The organism is Ilumatobacter sp. (assembly GCF_039969435.1).
Lineage (GTDB): Bacteria > Actinomycetota > Acidimicrobiia > Acidimicrobiales > Ilumatobacteraceae > Ilumatobacter_A.
In genome coordinates this window covers 345,453-365,993 of sequence record NZ_JBDVNU010000036.1, presented here as the reverse complement: position 1 = coordinate 365,993, position 20,541 = coordinate 345,453, and the positions used below count along the sequence as shown (strand labels likewise).

17 protein-coding genes are annotated in these 20,541 nt (G+C 67.5%); 7 read left to right on the top strand and 10 right to left on the bottom strand.

Annotated elements, in window-relative coordinates; genetic code table 11:
- Window positions 1-23: 23 nt before the first annotated feature.
- The 3 genes from ABJK40_RS18950 (at window position 24) to ABJK40_RS18940 (ending at window position 4,607) form a co-directional block, all read left to right on the top strand.
- The gene (locus tag ABJK40_RS18950) at window positions 24-2,309 is read left to right on the top strand and encodes an aconitate hydratase (RefSeq protein ID WP_348480981.1); all 2,286 of its coding nucleotides are present in this window, start codon (window positions 24-26) and stop codon (window positions 2,307-2,309) included.
- Window positions 2,310-2,329: 20 nt separating this feature from the next.
- On the top strand, window positions 2,330-2,755 hold the full coding sequence (locus ABJK40_RS18945) for a hypothetical protein (RefSeq protein ID WP_348480982.1): 426 nt from the start codon (window positions 2,330-2,332) through the stop codon (window positions 2,753-2,755).
- 85 nt (window positions 2,756-2,840) lie between these two features.
- The gene (locus ABJK40_RS18940) at window positions 2,841-4,607 is read left to right on the top strand and encodes a hypothetical protein (RefSeq protein WP_348480983.1); all 1,767 of its coding nucleotides are present in this window, start codon (window positions 2,841-2,843) and stop codon (window positions 4,605-4,607) included.
- Window positions 4,608-4,661: 54 nt separating this feature from the next.
- Here ABJK40_RS18940 and betA read toward each other — a convergent pair whose 3' ends face one another.
- Window positions 4,662-6,389, bottom strand: coding sequence for a choline dehydrogenase (betA, locus tag ABJK40_RS18935; RefSeq protein ID WP_348480984.1), 1,728 nt, complete (start codon window positions 6,387-6,389; stop codon window positions 4,662-4,664).
- 90 nt (window positions 6,390-6,479) lie between these two features.
- Window positions 6,480-7,133 (bottom strand): phosphoribosylanthranilate isomerase, encoded by a 654-nt coding sequence (locus tag ABJK40_RS18930; protein ID WP_348480985.1) that lies wholly within the window; start codon window positions 7,131-7,133, stop codon window positions 6,480-6,482.
- Window positions 7,134-7,216: 83 nt separating this feature from the next.
- Between ABJK40_RS18930 and ABJK40_RS18925 the strand changes: the two genes are divergently transcribed.
- The gene (locus ABJK40_RS18925; RefSeq protein WP_348480986.1) at window positions 7,217-7,963 is read left to right on the top strand and encodes a UDP-galactose-lipid carrier transferase; all 747 of its coding nucleotides are present in this window, start codon (window positions 7,217-7,219) and stop codon (window positions 7,961-7,963) included.
- Window positions 7,960-8,805 (top strand): SDR family NAD(P)-dependent oxidoreductase, encoded by an 846-nt coding sequence (locus ABJK40_RS18920; RefSeq protein WP_348480987.1) that lies wholly within the window; start codon window positions 7,960-7,962, stop codon window positions 8,803-8,805. The genes ABJK40_RS18925 and ABJK40_RS18920 overlap by 4 nt, the downstream gene beginning before the upstream one ends.
- Here the strand turns inward: ABJK40_RS18920 and trpC are convergent, their stop codons facing one another.
- The 8 genes from trpC to ABJK40_RS18880 all read right to left on the bottom strand — a co-directional run bounded on the left by trpC (window position 8,806) and on the right by ABJK40_RS18880 (window position 17,847).
- On the bottom strand, window positions 8,806-9,582 hold the full coding sequence (gene trpC / locus ABJK40_RS18915; protein ID WP_348480988.1) for an indole-3-glycerol phosphate synthase TrpC: 777 nt from the start codon (window positions 9,580-9,582) through the stop codon (window positions 8,806-8,808).
- Window positions 9,583-9,625: 43 nt separating this feature from the next.
- A complete protein-coding gene (locus ABJK40_RS18910) occupies window positions 9,626-9,934 on the bottom strand; it encodes a putative quinol monooxygenase (RefSeq protein WP_348480989.1) in 309 nt (102 codons plus the stop codon).
- A gap of 9 nt (window positions 9,935-9,943) precedes the next feature.
- Window positions 9,944-11,386, bottom strand: coding sequence for a deoxyribodipyrimidine photo-lyase (locus tag ABJK40_RS18905; RefSeq protein ID WP_348480990.1), 1,443 nt, complete (start codon window positions 11,384-11,386; stop codon window positions 9,944-9,946).
- A gap of 72 nt (window positions 11,387-11,458) precedes the next feature.
- Window positions 11,459-12,769: a glycine--tRNA ligase gene (locus ABJK40_RS18900; RefSeq protein ID WP_348480991.1), complete on the bottom strand. Its 1,311-nt coding sequence runs from the start codon at window positions 12,767-12,769 to the stop codon at window positions 11,459-11,461.
- A gap of 158 nt (window positions 12,770-12,927) precedes the next feature.
- The gene (locus ABJK40_RS18895) at window positions 12,928-14,769 is read right to left on the bottom strand and encodes a von Willebrand factor type A domain-containing protein (RefSeq protein ID WP_348510374.1); all 1,842 of its coding nucleotides are present in this window, start codon (window positions 14,767-14,769) and stop codon (window positions 12,928-12,930) included.
- 78 nt (window positions 14,770-14,847) lie between these two features.
- Window positions 14,848-16,371: an SDR family oxidoreductase gene (locus tag ABJK40_RS18890; RefSeq protein WP_348480234.1), complete on the bottom strand. Its 1,524-nt coding sequence runs from the start codon at window positions 16,369-16,371 to the stop codon at window positions 14,848-14,850.
- Window positions 16,372-16,480: 109 nt separating this feature from the next.
- Window positions 16,481-17,209 carry a DNA repair protein RecO gene (recO, locus tag ABJK40_RS18885; RefSeq protein WP_348480230.1) on the bottom strand — a complete coding sequence of 243 codons (729 nt, stop codon included), beginning with the start codon at window positions 17,207-17,209 and terminating at the stop codon, window positions 16,481-16,483.
- A gap of 32 nt (window positions 17,210-17,241) precedes the next feature.
- Window positions 17,242-17,847 carry an undecaprenyl diphosphate synthase family protein gene (locus tag ABJK40_RS18880; protein WP_348480229.1) on the bottom strand — a complete coding sequence of 202 codons (606 nt, stop codon included), beginning with the start codon at window positions 17,845-17,847 and terminating at the stop codon, window positions 17,242-17,244.
- Between the two features lie 74 nt (window positions 17,848-17,921).
- Between ABJK40_RS18880 and uppS the strand changes: the two genes are divergently transcribed.
- Both uppS and ABJK40_RS18870 read left to right on the top strand, forming a co-directional pair.
- Window positions 17,922-18,632 carry a polyprenyl diphosphate synthase gene (uppS, locus tag ABJK40_RS18875; RefSeq protein WP_348480228.1) on the top strand — a complete coding sequence of 237 codons (711 nt, stop codon included), beginning with the start codon at window positions 17,922-17,924 and terminating at the stop codon, window positions 18,630-18,632.
- Between the two features lie 10 nt (window positions 18,633-18,642).
- A complete protein-coding gene (locus tag ABJK40_RS18870; protein ID WP_348480227.1) occupies window positions 18,643-20,541 on the top strand; it encodes an ATP-dependent DNA helicase in 1,899 nt (632 codons plus the stop codon).

The following is a 20,541-nucleotide window of genomic DNA, read 5'->3' as shown; positions in this document are numbered from 1 at the left end:
GTCTACATGGCATGCTGGTGTGCATGAAAGCGACCGCCACCACCCCCATCGAGATCGTCGATGCCGTCTACGCCACCCTCGCCGACAACGTCGCTCTCGGACGCGAGCGTCTCGGACGTCCGCTCACGCTGACCGAGAAGATCCTGATCAACCATCTGACCGACCCGCAGAACCAGGAACTGGTGCGCGGCGACAGCTACGCGGACTTCCATCCCGATCGCGTGGCGATGCAGGACGCAACGGCCCAGATGGCACTCCTCCAGTTCATGACCGCAGGACTCGACGAGGCGGCGGTTCCCTCCACCGTGCACTGCGATCACCTGATCCAGGCCAAGGTCGGCGCCAAGATCGACCTCGGTGTCGCCGTCGACACCAACAAGGAGGTCTACGACTTCCTGCGCAGCGTGTCGGCGAAGTACGGCATCGGCTTCTGGGGTCCCGGCTCGGGCATCATCCACCAGGTCGTACTGGAGAACTACGCCTTCCCCGGCGGCATGATGATCGGCACCGACAGCCACACGCCGAACGCCGGCGGTCTCGGCATGGTCGCCATCGGTGTCGGTGGCGCCGACGCCGTCGACGTCATGACCGGCTTCCCCTGGAACGTCAAGTGGCCCAAGGTGATCGGCGTCAAGCTCACCGGCTCGCTCTCGGACTGGTCCAGCCCGAAGGACGTCATCCTCGAGGTGGCACGCCAACTCACGGTCAAGGGCGGCACCGGCGCGATCGTCGAGTACCACGGCCCGGGCGCCGACTCCATCTCGGCGACCGGCAAGGGAACGATCTGCAACATGGGTGCCGAGATCGGCGCCACCACCAGCCTGTTCGGCTACGACGACAACATGCGCCAGTACCTCGAGGCCACGTTCCGTGCCGACCTCGCCGCCGCCGCCGATGCGGTCGCGGAGCACCTGCGTCCCGACGACGGTGCGCTGTACGACCAACTGATCGAGATCGACCTCGACGAACTGAAGCCGCTGATCAACGGGCCGCACACCCCCGACCTGGCACACCGGGTCGGTGCAGCGGGCGTCGGCGCAGCCGCCCGCGAGAACGACTGGCCGCTCGTGCCGTCGGCCACCCTCATCGGTTCGTGCACGAACTCGTCCTACGAGGACATCACCCGCGCCGCATCGATCGCCCGTCAGGCCTCGGCGCACGGGCTGATGGCGAAGATCGACCTGATGATCACGCCCGGGTCGGAGCAGACCCGCGCGACCATCGAGCGTGACGGCCTGCTCGCCGACCTCGAAGCGGTCGGAGCCACCGTGCTCGCCAACGCGTGCGGGCCGTGCATCGGCCAGTGGAGCCGACCCGAGTCGATCACCGGCGAGATCAACACGATCGTCACGTCGTACAACCGCAACTTCCCGAAGCGCAACGACGGCTCGGCCAACACCCTCGCCTTCGTCACGTCGCCCGACACGGTGATGGCCATCGCTCTCGCGGGTCGGCTCGACTTCGATCCCACCGTCGACACCATCACCGCCCCGGACGGCACGGAGGTCCGCCTCGACGCACCCGTCGGTCAGGTCCTGCCCGACGCCGGCTACGACCGCGGTGAGGACACGTTCACCGCGCCGCCCGCCACCGGGGGTGACGACATCGAGGTCATCGTGTCACCCGACTCCGACCGGTTGCAGTTGCTCGAACCGTTCGCTCCGGTCCCCGACGAGCAGTTCCGCGACCTGCCGGTGCTGGTGAAGGCGCAGGGCAAGTTCACCACCGACCACATCTCGATGGCCGGTCCGTGGCTGAAGTTCCGCGGCCACCTCGAGAACATCTCGGGCAACCTCTACCTCGGTGCCGTCAACGCCTTCCGCCAGGCCGACGGGACCGAGTACGAGGTCGGCTACGGCAAGAACGTCCTCACCGGCGAGGTGGCACGGTTCCCCGCCACTGCCGAGGCGTACCACCGGGCCGGGCAGCCGTGGGTCGTCATCGGTGACGAGAACATGGGCGAAGGGTCGAGCCGTGAACACGCCGCCATGGAGCCACGATTCCGGCTGGGTCTGGTGGCGATCGCCCGCAGCTTCGCCCGGATCCACGAGACGAACCTGAAGAAGCAGGGCATGGTGCCGCTCACCTTCGCCGACCCGGCCGACTACGACCGGATCGAGGAGGACGACCGGATCTCGATCCTCACGCTCCCTCCCGTTCCCGGCGAGCAGGTCACGGTCCAGGTCACCAAGCCCGACGGCGACACCTTCGAGTTCGCGGCGAACCACACGTTCAGCCCCGAACAGGTCGAGTGGTTCCAGGCCGGGTCTGCGTTGAACATCATCCGCCTCAAGTCCGAGCAGAACTGACGCCGGCCGGTCCGGCACCCATGGCTCGGCGTCGACGTCCGGGGTCGCGCACCTCGGTCCTCGACGGACGAGCCGAGGTCGTCGTCCCGCTCGAATCCGTCACCGACGTGGACGGCAACCCGATGTCGTTCGGGGCGGTGCGTTCGCGCCTGGGCCGGGTCACGGCATACCCGTGCAGTCCCGTCCCCGCCGATCCCTCCGTCGCCGTGGTGCTGGACCGATTCGCCTTCGACCTCCACCTGGCCGACGTCGCACTGGCGTCGGACACCCACGACGGACCCGATTTCTTCGCAGCGGCGTGCACGATGGGGACCATCGCGGTGTTCGTCGTGGACGGCGTCGACCCCCGACGGTCGAAACCCGACGACATCGACGCCGCCGCACGCACCGACCAGCTCGCCGGAGGGCTCGTCGTCGCCTACCCCGTCGACGCGCTCCAGGCCTGAGCCACGTCGCCCATCGGGTCAGGACACTCGATCCGCTCCGTCAGCGGATGGGACGTGAACGCCACCGATTTGGCACGCTGTGCAGATGGGAGCCAACGACACCACGCCAACCACGGTCTACGACCTGATCGTGATCGGTGGTTCCGCCGGCGGTCTGTCGGTGGCGATCTCGTCGTTGCGCTCCGGACTGCAGCGGGTACGCGTCCTGGAGTCGGCGTCGAAGGTCGCTCTGCCGGACCTGATCGGGCCGAACCAACTCGACGTCGGGTTCGGTGAGACCGTCACTTCGATCGACGTCCTCGGCGACGCTCACCTCGTCGTCGACACGAACCGACTCAGCTATCGCACCCGTGCCGTGCTCGTCGCCGATCGCCACGTCGACACCGACTGGACGCCTCCGATCAGCCTGCCCGACAGCCCCCGGATCCACATCGGCGCCGCCGGCCCCTTCGCCGACGAGGACGTGCTCGTCGTCGGACTCTCCGACCACGCCGTGGAGTTGTGCGCACAGTTCGCCGACACCGGCAACCGCGTCGTCCTCGCGGCGAGTGGCCTCGACCCGTCCCTGCTGTCACCCGCCGGTGCGAGCGTGCTGCGCAAACTCGAGCGCGAGCGCCAGGCCACGCTGCTGTACCGCTCCACCCCGAAGCAGTTCACGTTGGTCGACGGCTTTCCGATGGCCGACTTCGGTGACCGCCGCACACCCGACCTGCAGTTCGACCAGGTCGTGTTCGCACCGGGTCGCAGCATGTTCCGCCCGGGTGACGTCGGCGCGAGCGACGCCGCCATCGACTCCGGTCGACTCTGGTTCATCGGCGACCCCGACGTCGACGCTCCGGCCACCACGGCTCCAGGCTGGCAGGTCGGCGTGGCGATGGCCGAGGCGTTGTTCCCCGAACTCGACGTCGAGCCCGTCGCCTCGGGGCTCACGCGCCGAACGAAGCACACCGGGGCGATCGAGGAACTGCGCCAGGAGCACTACAACGCGACCATCACCGCCTTCGAGCCGACGCACTCCGACCTGTGGGTCCTGCGCGTCCGGCCCGACCACGGCGACACCTCGTACCTTCCCGGCCAGTACGCCTCGCTCGGCCTGGGCTTCTGGGAGGAACGGATCGACGACGCTCCCGATCCGGAGGCCGAGCAGCGATGGGACAAGCTGATCCGGCGGTCGTACTCGATCTCCTCTCGGATGTTCGACGAGCACGGCTATCTCACCGACGACAACGGTCTCGACCAGTTGGAGTTCTACATCGTCCTCGTCCCGCCGACCGAGGACAACACCCCGGCACTCACGCCTCGTCTGGCGCTCAAGCAGGTCGGCGACCGCATCTACCTCGGCCCGAAGGTGGCCGGTCGGTACACGCTCAAGCCGGTGACCGATCCGAAGGCCGAGATCGTCTTCTTCTCGACCGGAACGGGTGAGGCTCCGCACAACGGGATGATCGTCGAACTCCTGCGCAAGGGGCACACCGGGCCGATCATCTCGGCCGTGACCGTGCGCGAGTCGAAGGACCTCGGCTACGAGCAGAAGCACCGCGAACTCGAATCCCGCTACCCGAACTACCACTACCTGCCGATGCCGACGCGTGAACCGGGGGTGCCCAAGCGCTACCTCCAGGACCTGATCCGCGACGACGACTTCAGCTCCCGACTGGGCGTGACGCTCTCACCGGAGACCACGCACGTCTTCCTGTGCGGCAATCCCGCGATGATCGGCATCCCCGAGGACGAGGACGGCGAGCTGAAGTTCCCCGACACCGTCGGCGTGGTGCAACTCCTGAGCGAGCGGGGTTTCACCGTCGATCGTCGCCACGCTCCCGGCAACATCCACTTCGAGGAGTACTGGTGAGATCCAGGAGCGGCGCGCACCGACGGCCCGAGCCGTGATCCGCGGCCGCCGACGTCACCGACGACCGCCCTCGACGGCGGCGCTGCGGTACACCGGAGTGTGGTCGGGCGGCAACGGTTCCACGCCGAGGATGAGGTCGCACGCCTTCTCTGCGATCATCATCGTTGGCGCGTAGGTGTTGCCGTTGCTGACGTTGGGCATGCATCCGGCGTCCACCACGCGCAGTCCCTCGGTCCCCCAAACCTTCATCGTGTCGGGGTCCACCACCGACATCGGATCGTCGTGCGCACCCATTCGCGTCGTGCACGACGGGTGCAGCGCCGTCTCGGAGTCCTCGGCCACCCAGTCCATGATCTCCTCGTCGGTCTCCACGGACGGACCCGGCGAGATCTCGCCGGCGTTGAAGTCGTCGAACGCCGGCTGCGTGAGGATCCTGCGCGCCGTGCGGACCGCCTCGATCCACTCCCGGCGATCCTGCTCGGTCGACAGGTAGTTGAACAGCACGGCCGGATGCTGCTTCGGGTCGCGGGTGGTGATCTTCACGGTGCCTCGGGCATCGGAGTACATCGGTCCGACGTGCACCTGGTACCCGTGCTCGATCTCGGAGCCCGAGCCGTCGGGTCGACCCGGCGATGACCCGTCGTAGCGGATCGCGATCGGCAGGAAGTGGAACATCAGGTTCGGGTACGACTCGGCGGGGTTGCTCTTGACGAAGGCTCCGGCCTCGAAGTGGTTCGTCGCTCCGGGCCCTCTGCGGAACAGCCACTGCAGCCCGATCCACGGCTTCCTCCAGTGCGCCAGATGGGGTTGGATCGACACCGGCTGCTTCGATTCGTACTGGATGTACACCTCGAGGTGATCCTGTAGGTTCTCACCGACACCCGGGACGTGGGCGACGACCGGGATCCCGAGCGATTCGAGGTGGTCGCGGTCGCCGACTCCCGACAACTGCAGGAGCTGCGGGCTGTTGAACGCTCCTCCGCAGAGGATCACCTCCTTCGCCCGGACGTTCTCGGCACGCCTCCGGCCGAACCGGCCGGCCACACCGAGCCTGCGCACGGCCACTCCGGTCGCACGTGTGGGCTCGTCGTGGTCCTCGAACAGCACCCGGTCGACCTGGGCGCGCGTCATCAACGTCAGGTTGGGACGGTCGAGGACGGGATGGAGGTAGGCGCGTGCAGCACTCAGCCGACGCCCGCGCGACACGTTCTTGTCGAACGGTGCGAAGCCCTCCTGGCGGTACCCGTTGACGTCGTCGCTGCGATGGAACCCGGCCTGCTCCCCGGCGCAGAGCCACGCGGCGAACAGCGGGCTGTCCGCCGGCCCCCGCTCCAGGGCGAGCGGCCCATCGTCACCGCGGAGACCGTCCTGGTTCGGGTCCTGACCGGCCAGCGTGTTCTCCATCCGCTTGAAGTACGGGAGGCAGTGCGCCCAGTCCCAGTTCTCCAGGCCGGGCATCGCGCCCCACTTGTCGTAGTCCATCGGGTTGCCCCGCTGGAAGATCATGCCGTTGATGCTCGACGATCCACCCAACACCTTGCCCCGGGCGTGGTGGATGCGGCGACCACCCATGTACGGCTCGGGTTCGGACTCGTACTTCCAGTCGTAGAAGCGACTCCCGATCGGGAACGCGAGTGCGGCGGGCATGTGGATGAACACGTCCCACTTCCAGTCGCGGCGACCCGCTTCGATCAGGAGCACCTCGTGGGTGGGGTCGGCGCTGAGCCGATTGGCGAGCGCACATCCGGCAGAGCCACCACCGACGATCACGTAGTCGTACACGACGCCAGTGTGCCACCGGTCCGCCCGACGGAAAGGTTTCGCTGGGAATGACAGAAGTTCTCGGGGTTCCGAGCACCGTCCCGATCTGACCTATTCGAAGTCCCAGTTGTAGGGGCCCTCGTCCTCGCCCAGGTATTGCTCGGGCGCTGCCTCCTTCGCGTTCTCGATGAAGCGCATCAGGGCGATCGGATCCTTGCGGCCCGGCTCCTTCTCCACGCCCGTGGCGACGTCGACCCCCCACGGCTCGACCTCCTTGATCGCGCCCGCAACGTTGTCGGGGGTGAGCCCGCCGGCGAGGATCAACTTCATCTGCGACGGTGCGTCACCGGCGAGGTTCCAGTCGAACACCTTTCCCGAACCGGGGTCGGGCGCATCCATCAGGATCATGTCGGTTCCGTACTGGTCGGCGACCGGCAGCTCGTCGTCACCGGCCGCGAACGCCTTGATCACCCATCGGAACCGGGCGGCGACCTGCTTGGTCTGCTCGGGGGTCTCACGGCCGTGGAGTTGCACCGCCTTCACACCCGCCCGGTCGGCGATCTCGATCACCCGCGACGGCACCTCGTTGCGGAACACGCCGACCGTGAGGATCTCGGGCGGCAGTCGACGCGTGATGTCGTACACCTTCTGCGGGGCGATCTGGCGCTGCGACGGAGCGAAGATGAAGCCGACCGCGTCGGCCCCCATCGCCACCGCGAGCAGTGCATCGTCTTCGTTGGTGATGCCGCAGATCTTCACGAACATGGTGGGACGAACGGTACCCCAGGCAGTCGTGGACCACGTGGGATCGGGACGCCGAAACCTCTCACGTCTAGGGTCGCGCGTGCATGGGACGCCTCGATGACATCGACATGACCGCTCGTCTCTCCTCGAGCGAGTACGACGAGCGGATCGCCGCTGCACAACAGCGTTTTCTGGAGCTCCGGCTGCGGCTCGGCGGCCACACGAACGACGGCGACCTCGGGCCGGGCCTGCTCGTCGTGATGGAGGGCTCCGATGCGGGAGGCAAGGGCGGGGCGATCAAGCGCATGGTCCAACATCTCGACCCGCGCCACTACAGCGTCTACAGCTACGCAGCACCGAGTTCGCGTGAGCTGCGCCACCACTTCCTGTGGCGGTTCTGGTCCAAGGCGCCCGGTCGGGGCGGGATGTGCGTGTACGACCGGAGCTGGTACGGGCGGGTGCTCGTCGAGCGTGTGGAGGGCTTCGCCAGCCGAGCCGAATGGACCCGCGCCTACGACTCGATCGTCAACTTCGAACGCGACCTGGCGCAGGAGGGTGTGATCATCGTCAAGTTCTGGCTGCAGGTCAGCGCCGACGAGCAGTTGAAGCGCTTCGAGGATCGAGCACAGGATCCTCTGCGCCGCTGGAAGCTCACCGATGAGGACTGGCGCAATCGCGACAAGCGCAGCGAGTACGACGAGGCCACCGAGGAGATGTTCGAGCGGACCGATCACGCTGCGGCACCGTGGAACCTGATCTCCGGCGAGCAGAAGAAGTGGGCCCGCGTCGCCGTTCTCGAGACGCTGATCGAACGGGTCGAGGCCGGCCTCGACGCCTGGGACGAAGCGTGAAGGACTTCTCCGGCAGAGTCGCCGCGATCACGGGCGCCGGTTCGGGGATCGGCCGCGCACTCGCCGTGGAGCTCGCAGCGCGCGGCTGCCACCTGGCGCTCGGCGACGTGGACGAAGCCGGTCTTGCCGAGACCGTGCTGCGCTGTGAACGTTCCGGTGTGCGGGTCACGCCCACGGCGCTCGACGTGGCCGATCGCGACGCCGTGTTCGCCTGGGCCGACCAGGTCGTCGCCGACCACGGCAGAGTCGACCTGGTCGTGAACAACGCCGGAGTCGCGCTCGGCGCATCGGCGATGGGCCAGTCACTCGCGGACTTCGAATGGCTGATGAACATCAACTTCTGGGGTGTGGTGTCGGGGACCCAGGCGTTCCTCCCTCACCTGAAAGCGTCGGGTGACGGGCACGTCGTCAACATCTCCAGCGTCTTCGGGCTGATCAGCATCCCGTCGCAGTCGGCCTACAACGCATCCAAGTTCGGAGTACGCGGCTTCACCGACGCGTTGCGGATGGAGCTCGAGATCGATCCGTGCGGAGTGTCGTGCACCACGATCCACCCGGGCGGCATCAAGACCAACATCGCCCGCAACGCACGCACCGACGAGTCGATGATCGCCACCGGTGCGAGCCCGGAGGACTTCGTGCAGGAGTTCGACAAGCTCGCACGCACGACACCCGACAAGGCGGCCCGTCAGATCCTCCGCGCCGTCGAACGCAACCGGCGTCGCGCCCTGATCGGGCCCGATGCCGTGCTGTTCGACATCGTGTCGCGCCTCCCCGCCGGTCTGTACCAACGGGCTCTCGTGGGCCAGGTGCGACGAGAGCGCGCCAAGCGGGCAGGTTGATCAGCCGATGAGTTCGGCGATCGCGTCTGCAGGACTCTCGCTGGTCACGAGCATCTCCCCCACCAGCACCGCCTGATACCCCGCCGACTCCAATGCCCTCGCGTCGGCACCGTGGCGGATTCCGGACTCGGCCACCTTGATGGCGTGACCGGGAATCACGTCGGCCATGCGCACCGCCCGTTCGTGGTCGACCTCGAACGTCTCGAGGTCGCGCTGGTTGACACCGATCAACGTCGCATCGGCCGCGAGCACGACGTCCAGCTGGCCCTCGTCGTGGATCTCGACCAACACGTCGAGTCCGATCTCCTTCGCGAGCTGGCAGAACGCCACCAGTTGCTTCTTGTCGATCGCCGCAGCGATCAACAGCAGGCAGTCGGCGCCCATCAGCCGCGTGTCGACCACGTCCAGTTCACTGACCGTGAAGTCCTTGCGGAGCACGGGGAGCGAACACGCCGCACGGGCGGTCTGCAAGTCGTCGACGGAACCGCCGAAGTGATCGACGTCGGTCAGGACGGACAGACACGCCGCCCCGCCGCGCTCGTACGCACGAGCCAGGTCCCTGGCGTCGAGATCGGGCGCCAACGCGCCCTTGGACGGCGATCGTCGCTTGATCTCTGCGATCACCCCGAGTTGCTCGCGGCCCGTGAGCGCGGCGCGGAAGCCACGACACGGGTCGAGGTCACCGACGCGCTCGACGAGTCGGTCGAGAGAGCGCAGATCCTCGCGGGCCGCGGCTCGATGGTGCTCGACGATCTTGTCGAGGTACGTGCCGCTCATGCGGCACTCGTGGTGCCGAGGCGGAGGCCATTCACGGCGGGTCTCAGAGGCCCTTGCCGCGCACGGGGTTGAGGACGGTGACTTCGGGACGGCCACCGGCGAGTGGGCGCAGCGCCATTCCCATCTCCTTCATGGCCTCGCTCGTACCGTGGGCGGCGAGGGCCTCGTGGCTGGCGTACTCCTCGTACATCCAGATCACGTTCTCGTCACCCGTGTCCTCGGTGAGGATGTAGGTGAGGGTGTCGGGCTCGTTGGCCTCGACGTGATCCATCATCGGGCCCATGGCCTCGATGAGTTCTGCACGTTTGCCTTCGAGTGCGGTGATCTTGGCGATGACGGCGACCTTGCTCATGCCCGCACGCTACCCACCGACCGCGCCGGCCCCGCATTCGCCTGCCGAAGCCGGCCGTCCGGATGCCCCGCGGTCGTCCGTCGGCTCCCGGTCGTGGATCCAACCAGACAGGTCGTCCTTGCGCTTCAGTGCGGCGGTCGTGAAGGGCCGCAGCTTTCCCGACACGTCGCGCTCCTGGAACCCCTGGTCGTGGAGGCCGAAGCACCAGGCGACGTTGGCGTAGGAGGACGGGTCGCGCCCGTCGAGGAACCACCGGTTGTTCAGGTCGAGCAGCGTCCGGTACGCATGTCGGGGTGTGTTCGTCCACCGGACGATCTGTTTGCCCCAGTACATCCGCAACTGGTTGTGGACCCAGCCGCGCTCACGGATCTCCTCCATGATCGCGTTCCACACCTCGTCGCCGGTGCGTCCGTTCTCGAGTTCCGCTGCGGTGTACACGCTCTCGCGTTCGTCGTCCTCGTGCGCTTCCAGGCTCGTTCGAGCCCAGCCCGGTAGGCCGGCGAACGAGTCGTGGTCGGCGCAGTGCTCGACGTAGTTGCACGCCAGCTCGCGACGCACGATCAACTCCTCCAGGTACTCACCTGCACCGTCACCACCGGCCTCCCTGATCCGGTGGGCGAGCCACACGGGCGAGATCTGGCCGAAGTGGAGGTACGGCGACATCATCGACGTCCGGTCCAGCGTGTAGCGGTTCCGGTCGTCGGGGTAGTCGTCGATCCGCTCGACGAACTCGGCGAACAACGCCTTTGCCGCCGCCGTGCCCGGCGTGATCCAGTCGACCGGTTGCGGCGCGTCGTCGGCATCCAGCCCGAGGGTGACGAGCAGCGCACCGATGTCGTCGAACTCACCGAGTTCCACGTCGGTGTCGAGACGCACGCCGCTCGTGTCGTCGAGCGCGGTCGTGGCCAACTCGACGATGTAGTCGTCCCGTCTCTTCTCGATCTTGGGCCGAAGGGTCCGAGCGGCGGTCTCCTGCTTGTCCGAGGCCTCGTCGATCGGCACCACCACGTCGCCTTCGACGTACGTGACCGCACACGGCGCCGCGTCCGCGACCGCCGACCGCCACCTCCGTTGGTGCCGCAGGTACCCACGGTCGAGCACCACCTCGATCGCCTCCGCTGCGAGGTCGACGATGCTGCGCGCCGGGTCGTCACCCGACCGGACGACCACGCCGGCTCCTCGACGTTCGATCGCCTGCAGCGCCTGACCCATGCCGGCGAGCATGAATGCGAAGTGCCTCGGGCTGGCCTCCGGGTAGTCGGTCACGACGGTGCATGCGACAACGAGCGGCGCTCGGTGGTCGTTGGCGATCTGGATCGCCCGCTCCAGCGCCGGGTTGTGCTCGGCGCGCATCGAGGCCTGCATCCAGTACAGGACGTAGCGCCCGTCGGCGTTCGGAGTGGCCTCGTTCAGTGCACGACAGCGTTCCGGTTCGATCTGCGACGTCGCCATGCCGGATCCGTACCCAGCCGCACGCTGCCGGACACCGTCGTCGGTGAGACGGGGTCGGACTCCGCGTGCGCGTCAGAAGCCGAGTCGGTCGGTCACCGTGGCGAGGAGTTGGTCGATCGGAACCCTCACCTGCTCCATCGTGTCGCGATCGCGCACGGTGACTGCGTGATCGTCGAGGGAGTCGAAGTCGACGGTGACCGCGAGCGGCGTGCCGATCTCGTCCTGGCGCCGGTAGCGCTTGCCGATGTTCTGGGTCTCGTCGTAGTCGACCATGTACCGCTCGCTAAGCAGCGCGCGGATCTCGTGGGCCAACGGCGTCAGCGTGTCCTTCTTGCTCAACGGCAGCACGGCGACCTTGTAGGGGGCGAGCCGGGGGTGCAGACGCAGGACAGTGCGGGTCTCCCCGTTGACCTCTTCCTCGTCGTATGCCGCGAGGAGGAACGCCGCCATCGTGCGAGTGGCTCCGGCGGCCGGCTCGATCACGTACGGCACGTAGCGCTCGTTGGTCTGCGGGTCGAAGTAGTCGAGCTTCTGGCCCGACACGGCGGCGTGCGCCTTGAGGTCGAAGTCGGTGCGCTTTGCGATTCCCTCGAGTTCGTCGAAGCCCCAGGGGAACTCGAACTCGACGTCGGACGTGCCCGTCGAATAGTGCGACAGTTCGTCGTCGTCGTGTGGTCGCAGCTTCACCATGTCGGCGGGGATGCCGTGCTCGACATACCAGTTCAGGCGTTCGTTGCACCAGTACTCGTACCACTGCTCGGACTCCTCGGGCGGGACGAAGAACTCCATCTCCATCTGTTCGAACTCGCGGGTCCGGAAGATCCAGTTCTGCGGGGTGATCTCGTTGCGGAACGACTTGCCGACCTGGGCGATGCCGAACGGCGGCTTCTTGCGGCTCGTCTGGAGCACCTGGGCGAAGTTGGTGAACATCCCCTGCGCCGTCTCCGGACGAAGGTAGGCGTCGGCGCCCGAGCCCTCCACCGGGCCGGCCTGGGTCTTGAACATCAAGTTGAACTCGCGTGCCTCGGTGAAGCTCTTCTCGGCCCCACACTCCGGGCAGATGTCGGGGTCGTCGAGTTTGTCCAGTCGGAACCGGTTCTTGCAGTTGGTGCAGTCGACCAACGGGTCGGAGAAGTTCGCGAGGTGCCCCGATGCCTGCCACACCTGGGGTGGGCTGAGGATCGCCGCGTCGATCAGCACGACGTCGTCGCGCTGCTGCACCATCGAACGGATCCATGCTTCCTTGACGTTGCGCAGGAGCAGCGAACCCAGGGGCCCGTAGTCGTACGTCGAGCGGAACCCGCCGTAGATCTCGGCGGATTGGTACACGAAGCCTCTGCGCTTGCAGAGCGAGACGATCTGTTCCAGGTCGGTGGCAGCCATACAGCCCGCAAGGCTACGGCCCGCCGCCCCCACCCGCCCGGTACGTTGCGGTGAGTCTGCGTCGCCCCGGGAGCGAGGAAGACTCACCGCAACGCGGGCGGACACATCATCGGTGAGTCTGCGTCGCCCTGGGAGCGAGGAGGACTCACCGGGGCCGGTCAGGTCAGGTCGGCGGCATCCCGGACCAACTGGGCCAGCTCGTCGACGTCGTCGCTGTCCATCTCGTCGGCGATGCGCCCGGCCTCGACGGCGAGGTCGTCCATGTCGACGTCGTCGGCGTAGGGGTTGTCGCGCATCTTCTCGGCGAAGGTGGCGACCACGGTGGCGAGTTGGAAGTCGTCGGGCGTGTCGGTCCACCGCTCCTCGATGTCACGCAGATCGATGTCCTCGTCGATCTCGGTCACCTCACCGGAGTCGGGGTCCTCCCAACGGAGCGCCACGATGCCGAGTTCGGCGCGGTCGCCGAGCGACACGCCGTCGACCAGGCGGATCTCGTACATCGCCGTGACCTGGTGGCCCGCTCCCAGTTCGCCGGCGTCGACGGCGTCGTTGTCGAAGTCGCTGTCCCTCACGCCACGGTTCTCGAAGCCGATCAGTCGATACGAATCGACGAACCGGTCGTCGAACTCGACCTGGATCTTCGCGTCCTTCGCAACGGTGAGGAGCGTCGACGTCAGCTCGTCCTCGAACAGTCGCTCGGCTTCGTCGAGTGTGTCGACGTAGGCGTAGAAGCCGTCGCCGTTGTCCGCGAGCTGTTCCATCAGGACGTCGTTGAAGTTTCCGAGACCGAAGCCGACCGTGACGAGGTCGATGCCGTTGTCGGCGTCGTCCCGGATGAACCGGCCCAGGGCATCGACATCGGTGATGCCGGCGTTGGCCACGCCGTCCGATGCGATGATCACCCGGTTGATGCCGCCCTCGTTGAAGGCGTTACGTGCCAGTTCGTACCCCTCGCGCAGGCCCGACTCGAGGTTGGTGGAGCCCCCCGACTCGAGCCCGTCGATCGCGTCGAGGATCGTGTCGCGGTCGCTGACCCGGGTCGGCTCCAGCACGATGCCGGAGCTGTCGCTGTAGGTGACGATCGCGACACGGTCGTCATCCTCCAGTTCGTCGACGAGGATCGTGAGCGACTGTTTGACGAGGCCCAGCCGATCGTCGCGGTCCATCGAGCCCGACGTGTCGATCACGAACGTGAGTGTCGCGTCGCCACGGTCGTCGGCGTCGACCACCTCGCCCTGGACTCCGATGCGGACCAGGACGTTGTCCTCGTCGAAGGGAGACGGACCGCCGTCGACACCGATCTCGAGACCGTCGCGTGGTGCGTCGTAGTCGTAGTCGAACGCGTTGACGTACTCCTCCGGGCGCACCGACTCCCGTGGGGGCAGGGAGCCCTCGGCGAGGAATCGGCGACCCACCGAGTAGGAACCCGTGTCGACGTCGAGTGCGAAGGTCGACAACGGGTCGGTGGCAGCCTCGACGAAGTCGCGGTAGCCGTAGTCCTCGAAGCGGTTGTCGTCGAGACGGTCCTCGGCGTCGGTGCTCGGTTCGGGTGCGGGCCCGTCCTCCTCGAAGAGTCCTCCCTCCGAGTCGTCGCCGGCTTCGTCGCCGGATCGGTCGCCGGTGTCGTCGGGGTCGACCTCGGAGTCGTCGAGCGGTGCCTCCGCATCGTCGGCGGGATCGGCTGCTTCGCCGGAGTCGAGGCCGCCTTCGGACTCCGGCGCTGTGTCGCCCCCCGCATCCTCGGTCGCCTCCGCCATGGCGTCGGTCGTCGCCGGTTCGTCGGAAGCGTCCGTGTCGGCTGCGTCCGTGTCGTCCTCGAAGACGCCGGTCGGCGGCTGCGTGTCGGCGGTCTCGACGAGGTCCCCCTCTGCGTCCTGCGCCGCACCGTCACGACCGGATTCGATCTCCGTGGACGACTCGTCGGCCCCCGAGTCGTCGTCGTTGCCGCACGCCGCGAGGATGGTGCCGACGGCCACGACAGCCGCCAGCGTTCTGTTCACGTTGCTGTGTCTCATGCCACGTTGGACGCCACGAACGCACAACCGGTTCCCGATCGGGCCGAGAAGTCGCGAACGGAACTACCAGTCGGTCGGTGCGTAGTCCTTGAGGAACTGCCCCCACACGTGGGTGCCGGTGTTCAGACCGTCGATGATCGGGTCGACGATGCGAGCCGCACCGTCGACGATGTCGAGCGGCGGATGGAACCGGTGCTCGGTACGTTTCGACGCTGCGATGTCCGCTGGGTCCTCGTCGTTGACCCACCCCGTGTCGACACTGTTCATGTTGATCCCCGCGTCGTGGTAGTCGGTGGCCGACGTGCGCGTCATCATGTTCAGCGCTGCCTTCGCCATGTTCGTGTGCGGGTGACGGGTGGTCTTGCGTCGGCGGTAGAACTGCCCTTCGACCGCCGAGACGTTCACGATGTGCTTGTGGGTCCCCGGGGTGGCCTGCATGAGCGGCTTGAGTCGGGCGTTGATCACGAACGGCGCGATCGCGTTGACCAACTGTGTCTCGATCAACTCGACGGACGACACCTCGTGCAGTTGCAGTCGCCACGAGTTCCGTCCACGCCGATCGATCTGCTGGAGGTCCTGATCGAGTTGCCCCGTCGGGAAGAGCGTGTCGCCCGACATCGCGTCGTCGGAGAGCAGGACGGCCTGGGACAGTTCCGCGGCGTGTGTGAAGCCGACCAGGTCGCGGGCGGGATCGCCCGCCGAGTCGGTGGTGGCGACGGAACGGGCGCGTCCCGGTGCGTCCAGTTCGACGCGACGGTTGCGCAGTGTCTCGTACGAACCGACCAGTTGCAGCACCTCGTCGGGGAGCGACGCGAGCGACGCGGTCTCGTTCTCCATCATGTGTTCGTAGAACCCCGGCGGCCGCCGCACCGTCTGGCAGGCGTTGTTGACGATCCCGTCGAGTCGGCTCCGGCTGAGCGCGAGGTGTGAGCAGAACGCCTCGACGCTCGGCGTGTGCCGCAGGTCGAGGCCGAACACCTCGAGGCGATCCCCCCAGTCGGCGAAGTCGGGCTCGGCCGCGTAGCGGCGCGCTGCGTCGCGCGGGAAGCGCGTGGCGACGATCAGCTCCGCGCCGCAGCGCAGCAGCTTGATGCCCGCCTGGTAGCCGATCTTCACGCGGCCACCCGTCAGCAGTACGACCATGCCGGTCATGTCGGCGAGTTCGCTGCGCTTGGCGTAGTTCGTCGACGCACACGACGGGCAGAGCTGGTCGTAGAAGTGGTGGATCTCGCGATACAGCGACTTGCAGACGTAGCAGTGCTGCTCCTCGGTGCTCTCCCGGAACGGGGCAGCGTCGGGATCGTCGTCGACGGTCGTCTGGTCGAACCCGGTCGGTGCGAACACGTCGGGTGTCGCGAACACCGGCTTGCTGCGCAGCGTGCGGATGCCGGTCTGCTCGAGCGTCTCGTCGTCGCGTCTGATGCGTTCGCTGCGGCGTCGCTTCTGGAGCAGTTTGGTCCGGCGGCGTCGGATCTCGGGGTCCGGGCAGAACACGTCACCCGCGGCGTTGAGGAACGCCGCCCTGTCCTGTGCGTCGAGTTCGTCGAGCAGTTCGGGAGCCTCGGTCACGTCGTGCAGGACGGCCATCGCGTCGAGCAGGCGGCGTCGCACGTCGTCGCCGGGGTCGCTGCTCGTCGTCACCCCCGCAAGCTACCGACCACACGCCGGGCGGCCTGCCGGACCACACGTGAGCCGGTCAGTGGACCTCGAACATCGCCACGGCTTTCAACCGACGTTCGATCTGGTACTCCAGCGCCTTGGTGGCCAGGGCGGACACCTCGTGAGTCACCGACGACTCCTCCTGGTCGAGCGCGTGCTGCAGACGTCCACCGAGGATGTCGCGCAGCAGACCCAGCGCAGGTGTGCTGATCGCCTGCCCCGAACGACACGACCGGCACAGGACACCGCCCTCGGACAGGTCGAATGCGACGAGTTGCACCGCCGGCTCCGATTCCTCGCAGCGCACGCACGAGTGCAGCTCGGGCCGGAAACCCTCCCGAGCCAGCAACTTCCAGTAGAAGGCGGGCACGTTGAGCGGCGACGGCGTCGCGGCGATCGTGCGCAGCACGCCGACTGCGCTGCGGTAGAGCGCTGCGTTCGGTTCGCGTTCGAGCGAGAGCTGGTCGACGGCCTCGACGGCCGCGAGGCCCTGCGACGCGCGGTCGAGCGAGGACAGCATCGGCGACAGGGACTCGACCGCTTCGGCCTGGCTCACGATGTCGAGTTCACGGCCGCGGTACAACAGCAGCTTGACGTGGCTCATCGGCTCCAACCGCGCACCGAACTTGGATCGCGTCTTGCGGACGCCCTTCGCGACCGCACGCACCTTGCCGTTCTCGAGCGTGTGGATGACGACGATCTTGTCGGATTCGCCCAGCTTGTAGGTGCGTAGCACGACGCCGACGTCGTGGTACAGGCCGCTCATCGTGGCGACGCCGTTCGACAGCAGCCCACGCGTCAGCCGACGGACTCGTCGGAGTCGTCGAGTCCGCCGAAGCGACGCTCGCGGCGGGCGAAGTCGGCGATCGCCTCGACGAGGTGCTCGGTCGACAGTTCGTGCCACGCCATCGGCCGGAAGACCAGTTCGCCGTACGCCAGTTCCCAGACGAGCGACGGCGGAAGTCGGGTCGGCTCGCCGAGCACGACGATCAGGTCCGGCTCGTAGTCGGCCGGCGCGTACAGCATCTCCGACACCGTGGCCTCGTTGATCGGCTCGTCGGCCGGCAGCTCGGCCATCGCCTGTGCGAACCGCGCCCGTCCGTCGCCGCAGGGGTCGATGATCACGTGGCACGTGTCGACCTTGCGTTCCCAGCGGGTGCTGTCGCTCGGTCGGACGCCGTCCTCGAAGGCCCGCAACGTGAGGAACGAGGCGCCGGCGTTCGCGGCCACGACGCCGAGTTCGGTGACCCGCTGATCCCACCGCTGAACGCCGAGGTCGTCCCAGTCACCGAGGGTGCCGCCGACGATCATCACGTGGCGCAGGAACTGCTGTGTCGGGTCGATCACCGGGGCCGCGTCCGGATCGGTCGCGGTGGGCGCGTCCGTGGAGGGGGTGATCGGCACGTCACCATCATTCCACGCTCCACCGGCGAATCCGTGCCCCGTCGGGTGATTCACGAACCAGTAGCGTCGACGGCGTGCCGATCGAAGCAGACGACCCGAGACCCGGTGGGTCGAGCCGCGGACGCGGTCTCCACGTGGCCTGCATCATGGACGGCAACGGACGATGGGCCGGGTCACGCGGCCTGCCTCGCACCGACGGCCACACCGAGGGCGAGGAGAACCTGGCCCGACTCGTCCGCGTGGCCGTCCAGCGCGACATCGGCCACCTCACCGTCTTCGGCTTCTCGACCGAGAACTGGCGTCGACCCCGTCCCGAGGTTCGCCACATCCTCGGCTTGCACGAGAAGCTGTTCGGACGGGTCGCCGAGTTGAACGAACTGAACGTCAGGATCCGGTGGATCGGGCGGCCGTTCGACTCACGCGAGGCACGGACCCCGCGCTACGTGCAGCGCGCGATCCGCAAGGCGATCGCCGACACCGCCGACAACACCGGGATGATGCTCACGGTCGCATTCGACTACGGAGGCCGATCCGAACTCGTCAGCGCCGTCGAGCAGGCACGCTCCTCGCCCGCCGGCATCACCACCGAGTCCATCTCGGAGCACCTCTACCTCCCCGACCTGCCGCCGGTCGACGTCCTCGTGCGCACCAGCGGCGAGCGTCGCGTGTCGAACTTCCTGCTCTGGCAGGCCGCCGGCGCGGCGATCTACTTCACCGACGCGCCGTGGCCCGACTTCGACGCCGCCGAACTCGACGCGGCGCTCGACCTGGTCGTCGCCCGATGAACGCCCCCACATGAGCGGCGATTCGTCCGACCGGCCCGCCATCGACACGATCGCAGCGCTCGACACCGTCACCGCGGCGCTCGCCAGGAGCGAGGTGCGCGCGGGGCAGCACGAGATGGCGTCGTTGGTCGAGGCGGCCATCGCGAACGAGCGGCACCTCGTCGTGCAGGCCGGCACCGGCACGGGCAAGACGCTCGCGTACCTCGTCCCCGCTCTCGCCTCGGGGTCGACGGTCGTGGTGGCGACCGCCACGAAGGCGCTCCAGGACCAACTCGCCACCAAGGACCTGCCGTTCCTCGGTGAGCACCTCGGCATCGACTTCGACTGGGCCGTCCTCAAGGGGCGCAGCAACTACGTGTGCCTCCAGCGGCTGAGCGAGATGGCGAACCCCGACCAGGGCGCGCTCGAACTCGACACCATGGCGGTCAACACCAAGGCCGAGATCAAGAAGCTGGCCGACTGGTCCGCCACCACGCCGACCGGCGACGTGGCCGAACTCGACTGGACGCCGACCGACAACGCGTGGCGTGCGGTCAGCGTCGGCTCCGACGAGTGCCCAGGCGCCGAGCAGTGCCCGCAGGGTGCGGGTTGTTTCGCCGAGGGAGCGCGTCGTGCGGCGAAGGAGGCCGACGTGGTGGTGGTCAACACCCACCTGTACGGCCTGCACGTGGCGTCGGAGAACGCGATCCTGCCGGACCACGAGGTCGTGATCTTCGACGAGGCTCACGTGCTGGAGGACATCATGAGCGACACGGTGGGAGCCGAGATCTCACCGGGCCGATTCATCGCCCTGTCCGCCACGATCCGCAAGATCCTCGACGATCCCGCCACCACCGGCGACGTCGCGAGCCTCGCAGAGACCCTGCGTGACGCCTTGTCCGAACACGTCGGCGAACGGTTGAGCAGTCCACTCCCCGACTCGATCCAGGAACCGCTGGCGCATGCTCGGATGACGCTCGCGTCGGCCAACGAGGAACTCCTCGCGATCGACACGACCAACGAGGACGCGAAGCAGCGCAAGCTGAGGGCGCAGACGATGACCGGTCGCTCGATCCAGCAACTCGACATCGCGATCGAGGGTCGTGAGGGCTACGTCACCTTCGTCTCGGGTTCCCGCGACTCACCACGGTTGGAGGTCGCCCCGCTCGACGTGGGTCCGACGATGGACGCAGCGGTCTGGAAGCAACGCACGGCGATCCTCACCAGTGCGACCATCCCGTCGTCACTGGCGAACCGGCTCGGGATCGCCACCGAGCGGGTCGACGTCCACGACGTGGGGAGCCCGTTCGACTACGAGTCGAACTCGATGCTGTACTGCGCGATCCACCTGCCGAATCCGAACTCGCCGGATTTCCGGGCGAAGGCGAACGACGAACTCGACGCCCTGATCCGCGCTGCAGGCGGGCGCACGCTGGCACTCTTCACGAGCTACCGGGCGATGGACGAAGCCGCCGAGGCGATGCGAGGGCGCCTCGACAACCCCATCCTCACGCAGCGCGACCTCCCCAAGACGGCGCTCGTCAAGGCGTTCGCCGACGACGACGCCACGTGTCTGTTCGCCACGGCCGGCCTGTTCCAAGGGGTCGACGTGCCGGGCAAGACGCTCTCGCTCGTGGTGATCGACCGGATCCCGTTCCCGCGTCCCGACGATCCGCTGCTGTCGGCGCGGCGTGAGGATCTCGGACGGACGGCGTTCAGCGAGATCGACATCCCACGTGCATCGATGATGCTCGCCCAGGCAGCCGGACGCCTGATCCGCTCGTCGACCGACACCGGCGTGGTGGCCGTGATGGACCCGCGACTCGGCACGGCGAACTACCGGTGGGACATCGTGAAGGCGCTCCCCCCGATGAAGCGCACCCGTCACCGCGCCGAGGTCGAAGCGTTCCTGAGGAAGATCACCGCCTGA

Bases quoted from the DNA above. Each gene is read 5' to 3' on its own strand.
- ABJK40_RS18900 (WP_348480991.1), bottom strand. From the start codon at position 12,769: ATGGCTGCCACCGACCTGGAACAGATCGTCTCGCTCTGCAAGCGCAGA.
- ABJK40_RS18910 (WP_348480989.1), bottom strand. From the start codon at position 9,934: ATGAGCAAGGTCGCCGTCATCGCCAAGATCACCGCACTCGAAGGCAAA.
- ABJK40_RS18890 (WP_348480234.1), bottom strand. From the start codon at position 16,371: ATGGCCGTCCTGCACGACGTGACCGAGGCTCCCGAACTGCTCGACGAA.
- ABJK40_RS18940 (WP_348480983.1), top strand. From the start codon at position 2,841: ATGGGAGCCAACGACACCACGCCAACCACGGTCTACGACCTGATCGTG.
- ABJK40_RS18950 (WP_348480981.1), top strand. From the start codon at position 24: ATGAAAGCGACCGCCACCACCCCCATCGAGATCGTCGATGCCGTCTAC.
- ABJK40_RS18870 (WP_348480227.1), top strand. From the start codon at position 18,643: ATGAGCGGCGATTCGTCCGACCGGCCCGCCATCGACACGATCGCAGCG.
- ABJK40_RS18905 (WP_348480990.1), bottom strand. From the start codon at position 11,386: ATGGCGACGTCGCAGATCGAACCGGAACGCTGTCGTGCACTGAACGAG.
- trpC (WP_348480988.1), bottom strand. From the start codon at position 9,582: ATGAGCGGCACGTACCTCGACAAGATCGTCGAGCACCATCGAGCCGCG.
- ABJK40_RS18945 (WP_348480982.1), top strand. From the start codon at position 2,330: ATGGCTCGGCGTCGACGTCCGGGGTCGCGCACCTCGGTCCTCGACGGA.
- ABJK40_RS18930 (WP_348480985.1), bottom strand. From the start codon at position 7,133: ATGTTCGTGAAGATCTGCGGCATCACCAACGAAGACGATGCACTGCTC.
- ABJK40_RS18925 (WP_348480986.1), top strand. From the start codon at position 7,217: ATGGGACGCCTCGATGACATCGACATGACCGCTCGTCTCTCCTCGAGC.
- recO (WP_348480230.1), bottom strand. From the start codon at position 17,209: ATGAGCGGCCTGTACCACGACGTCGGCGTCGTGCTACGCACCTACAAG.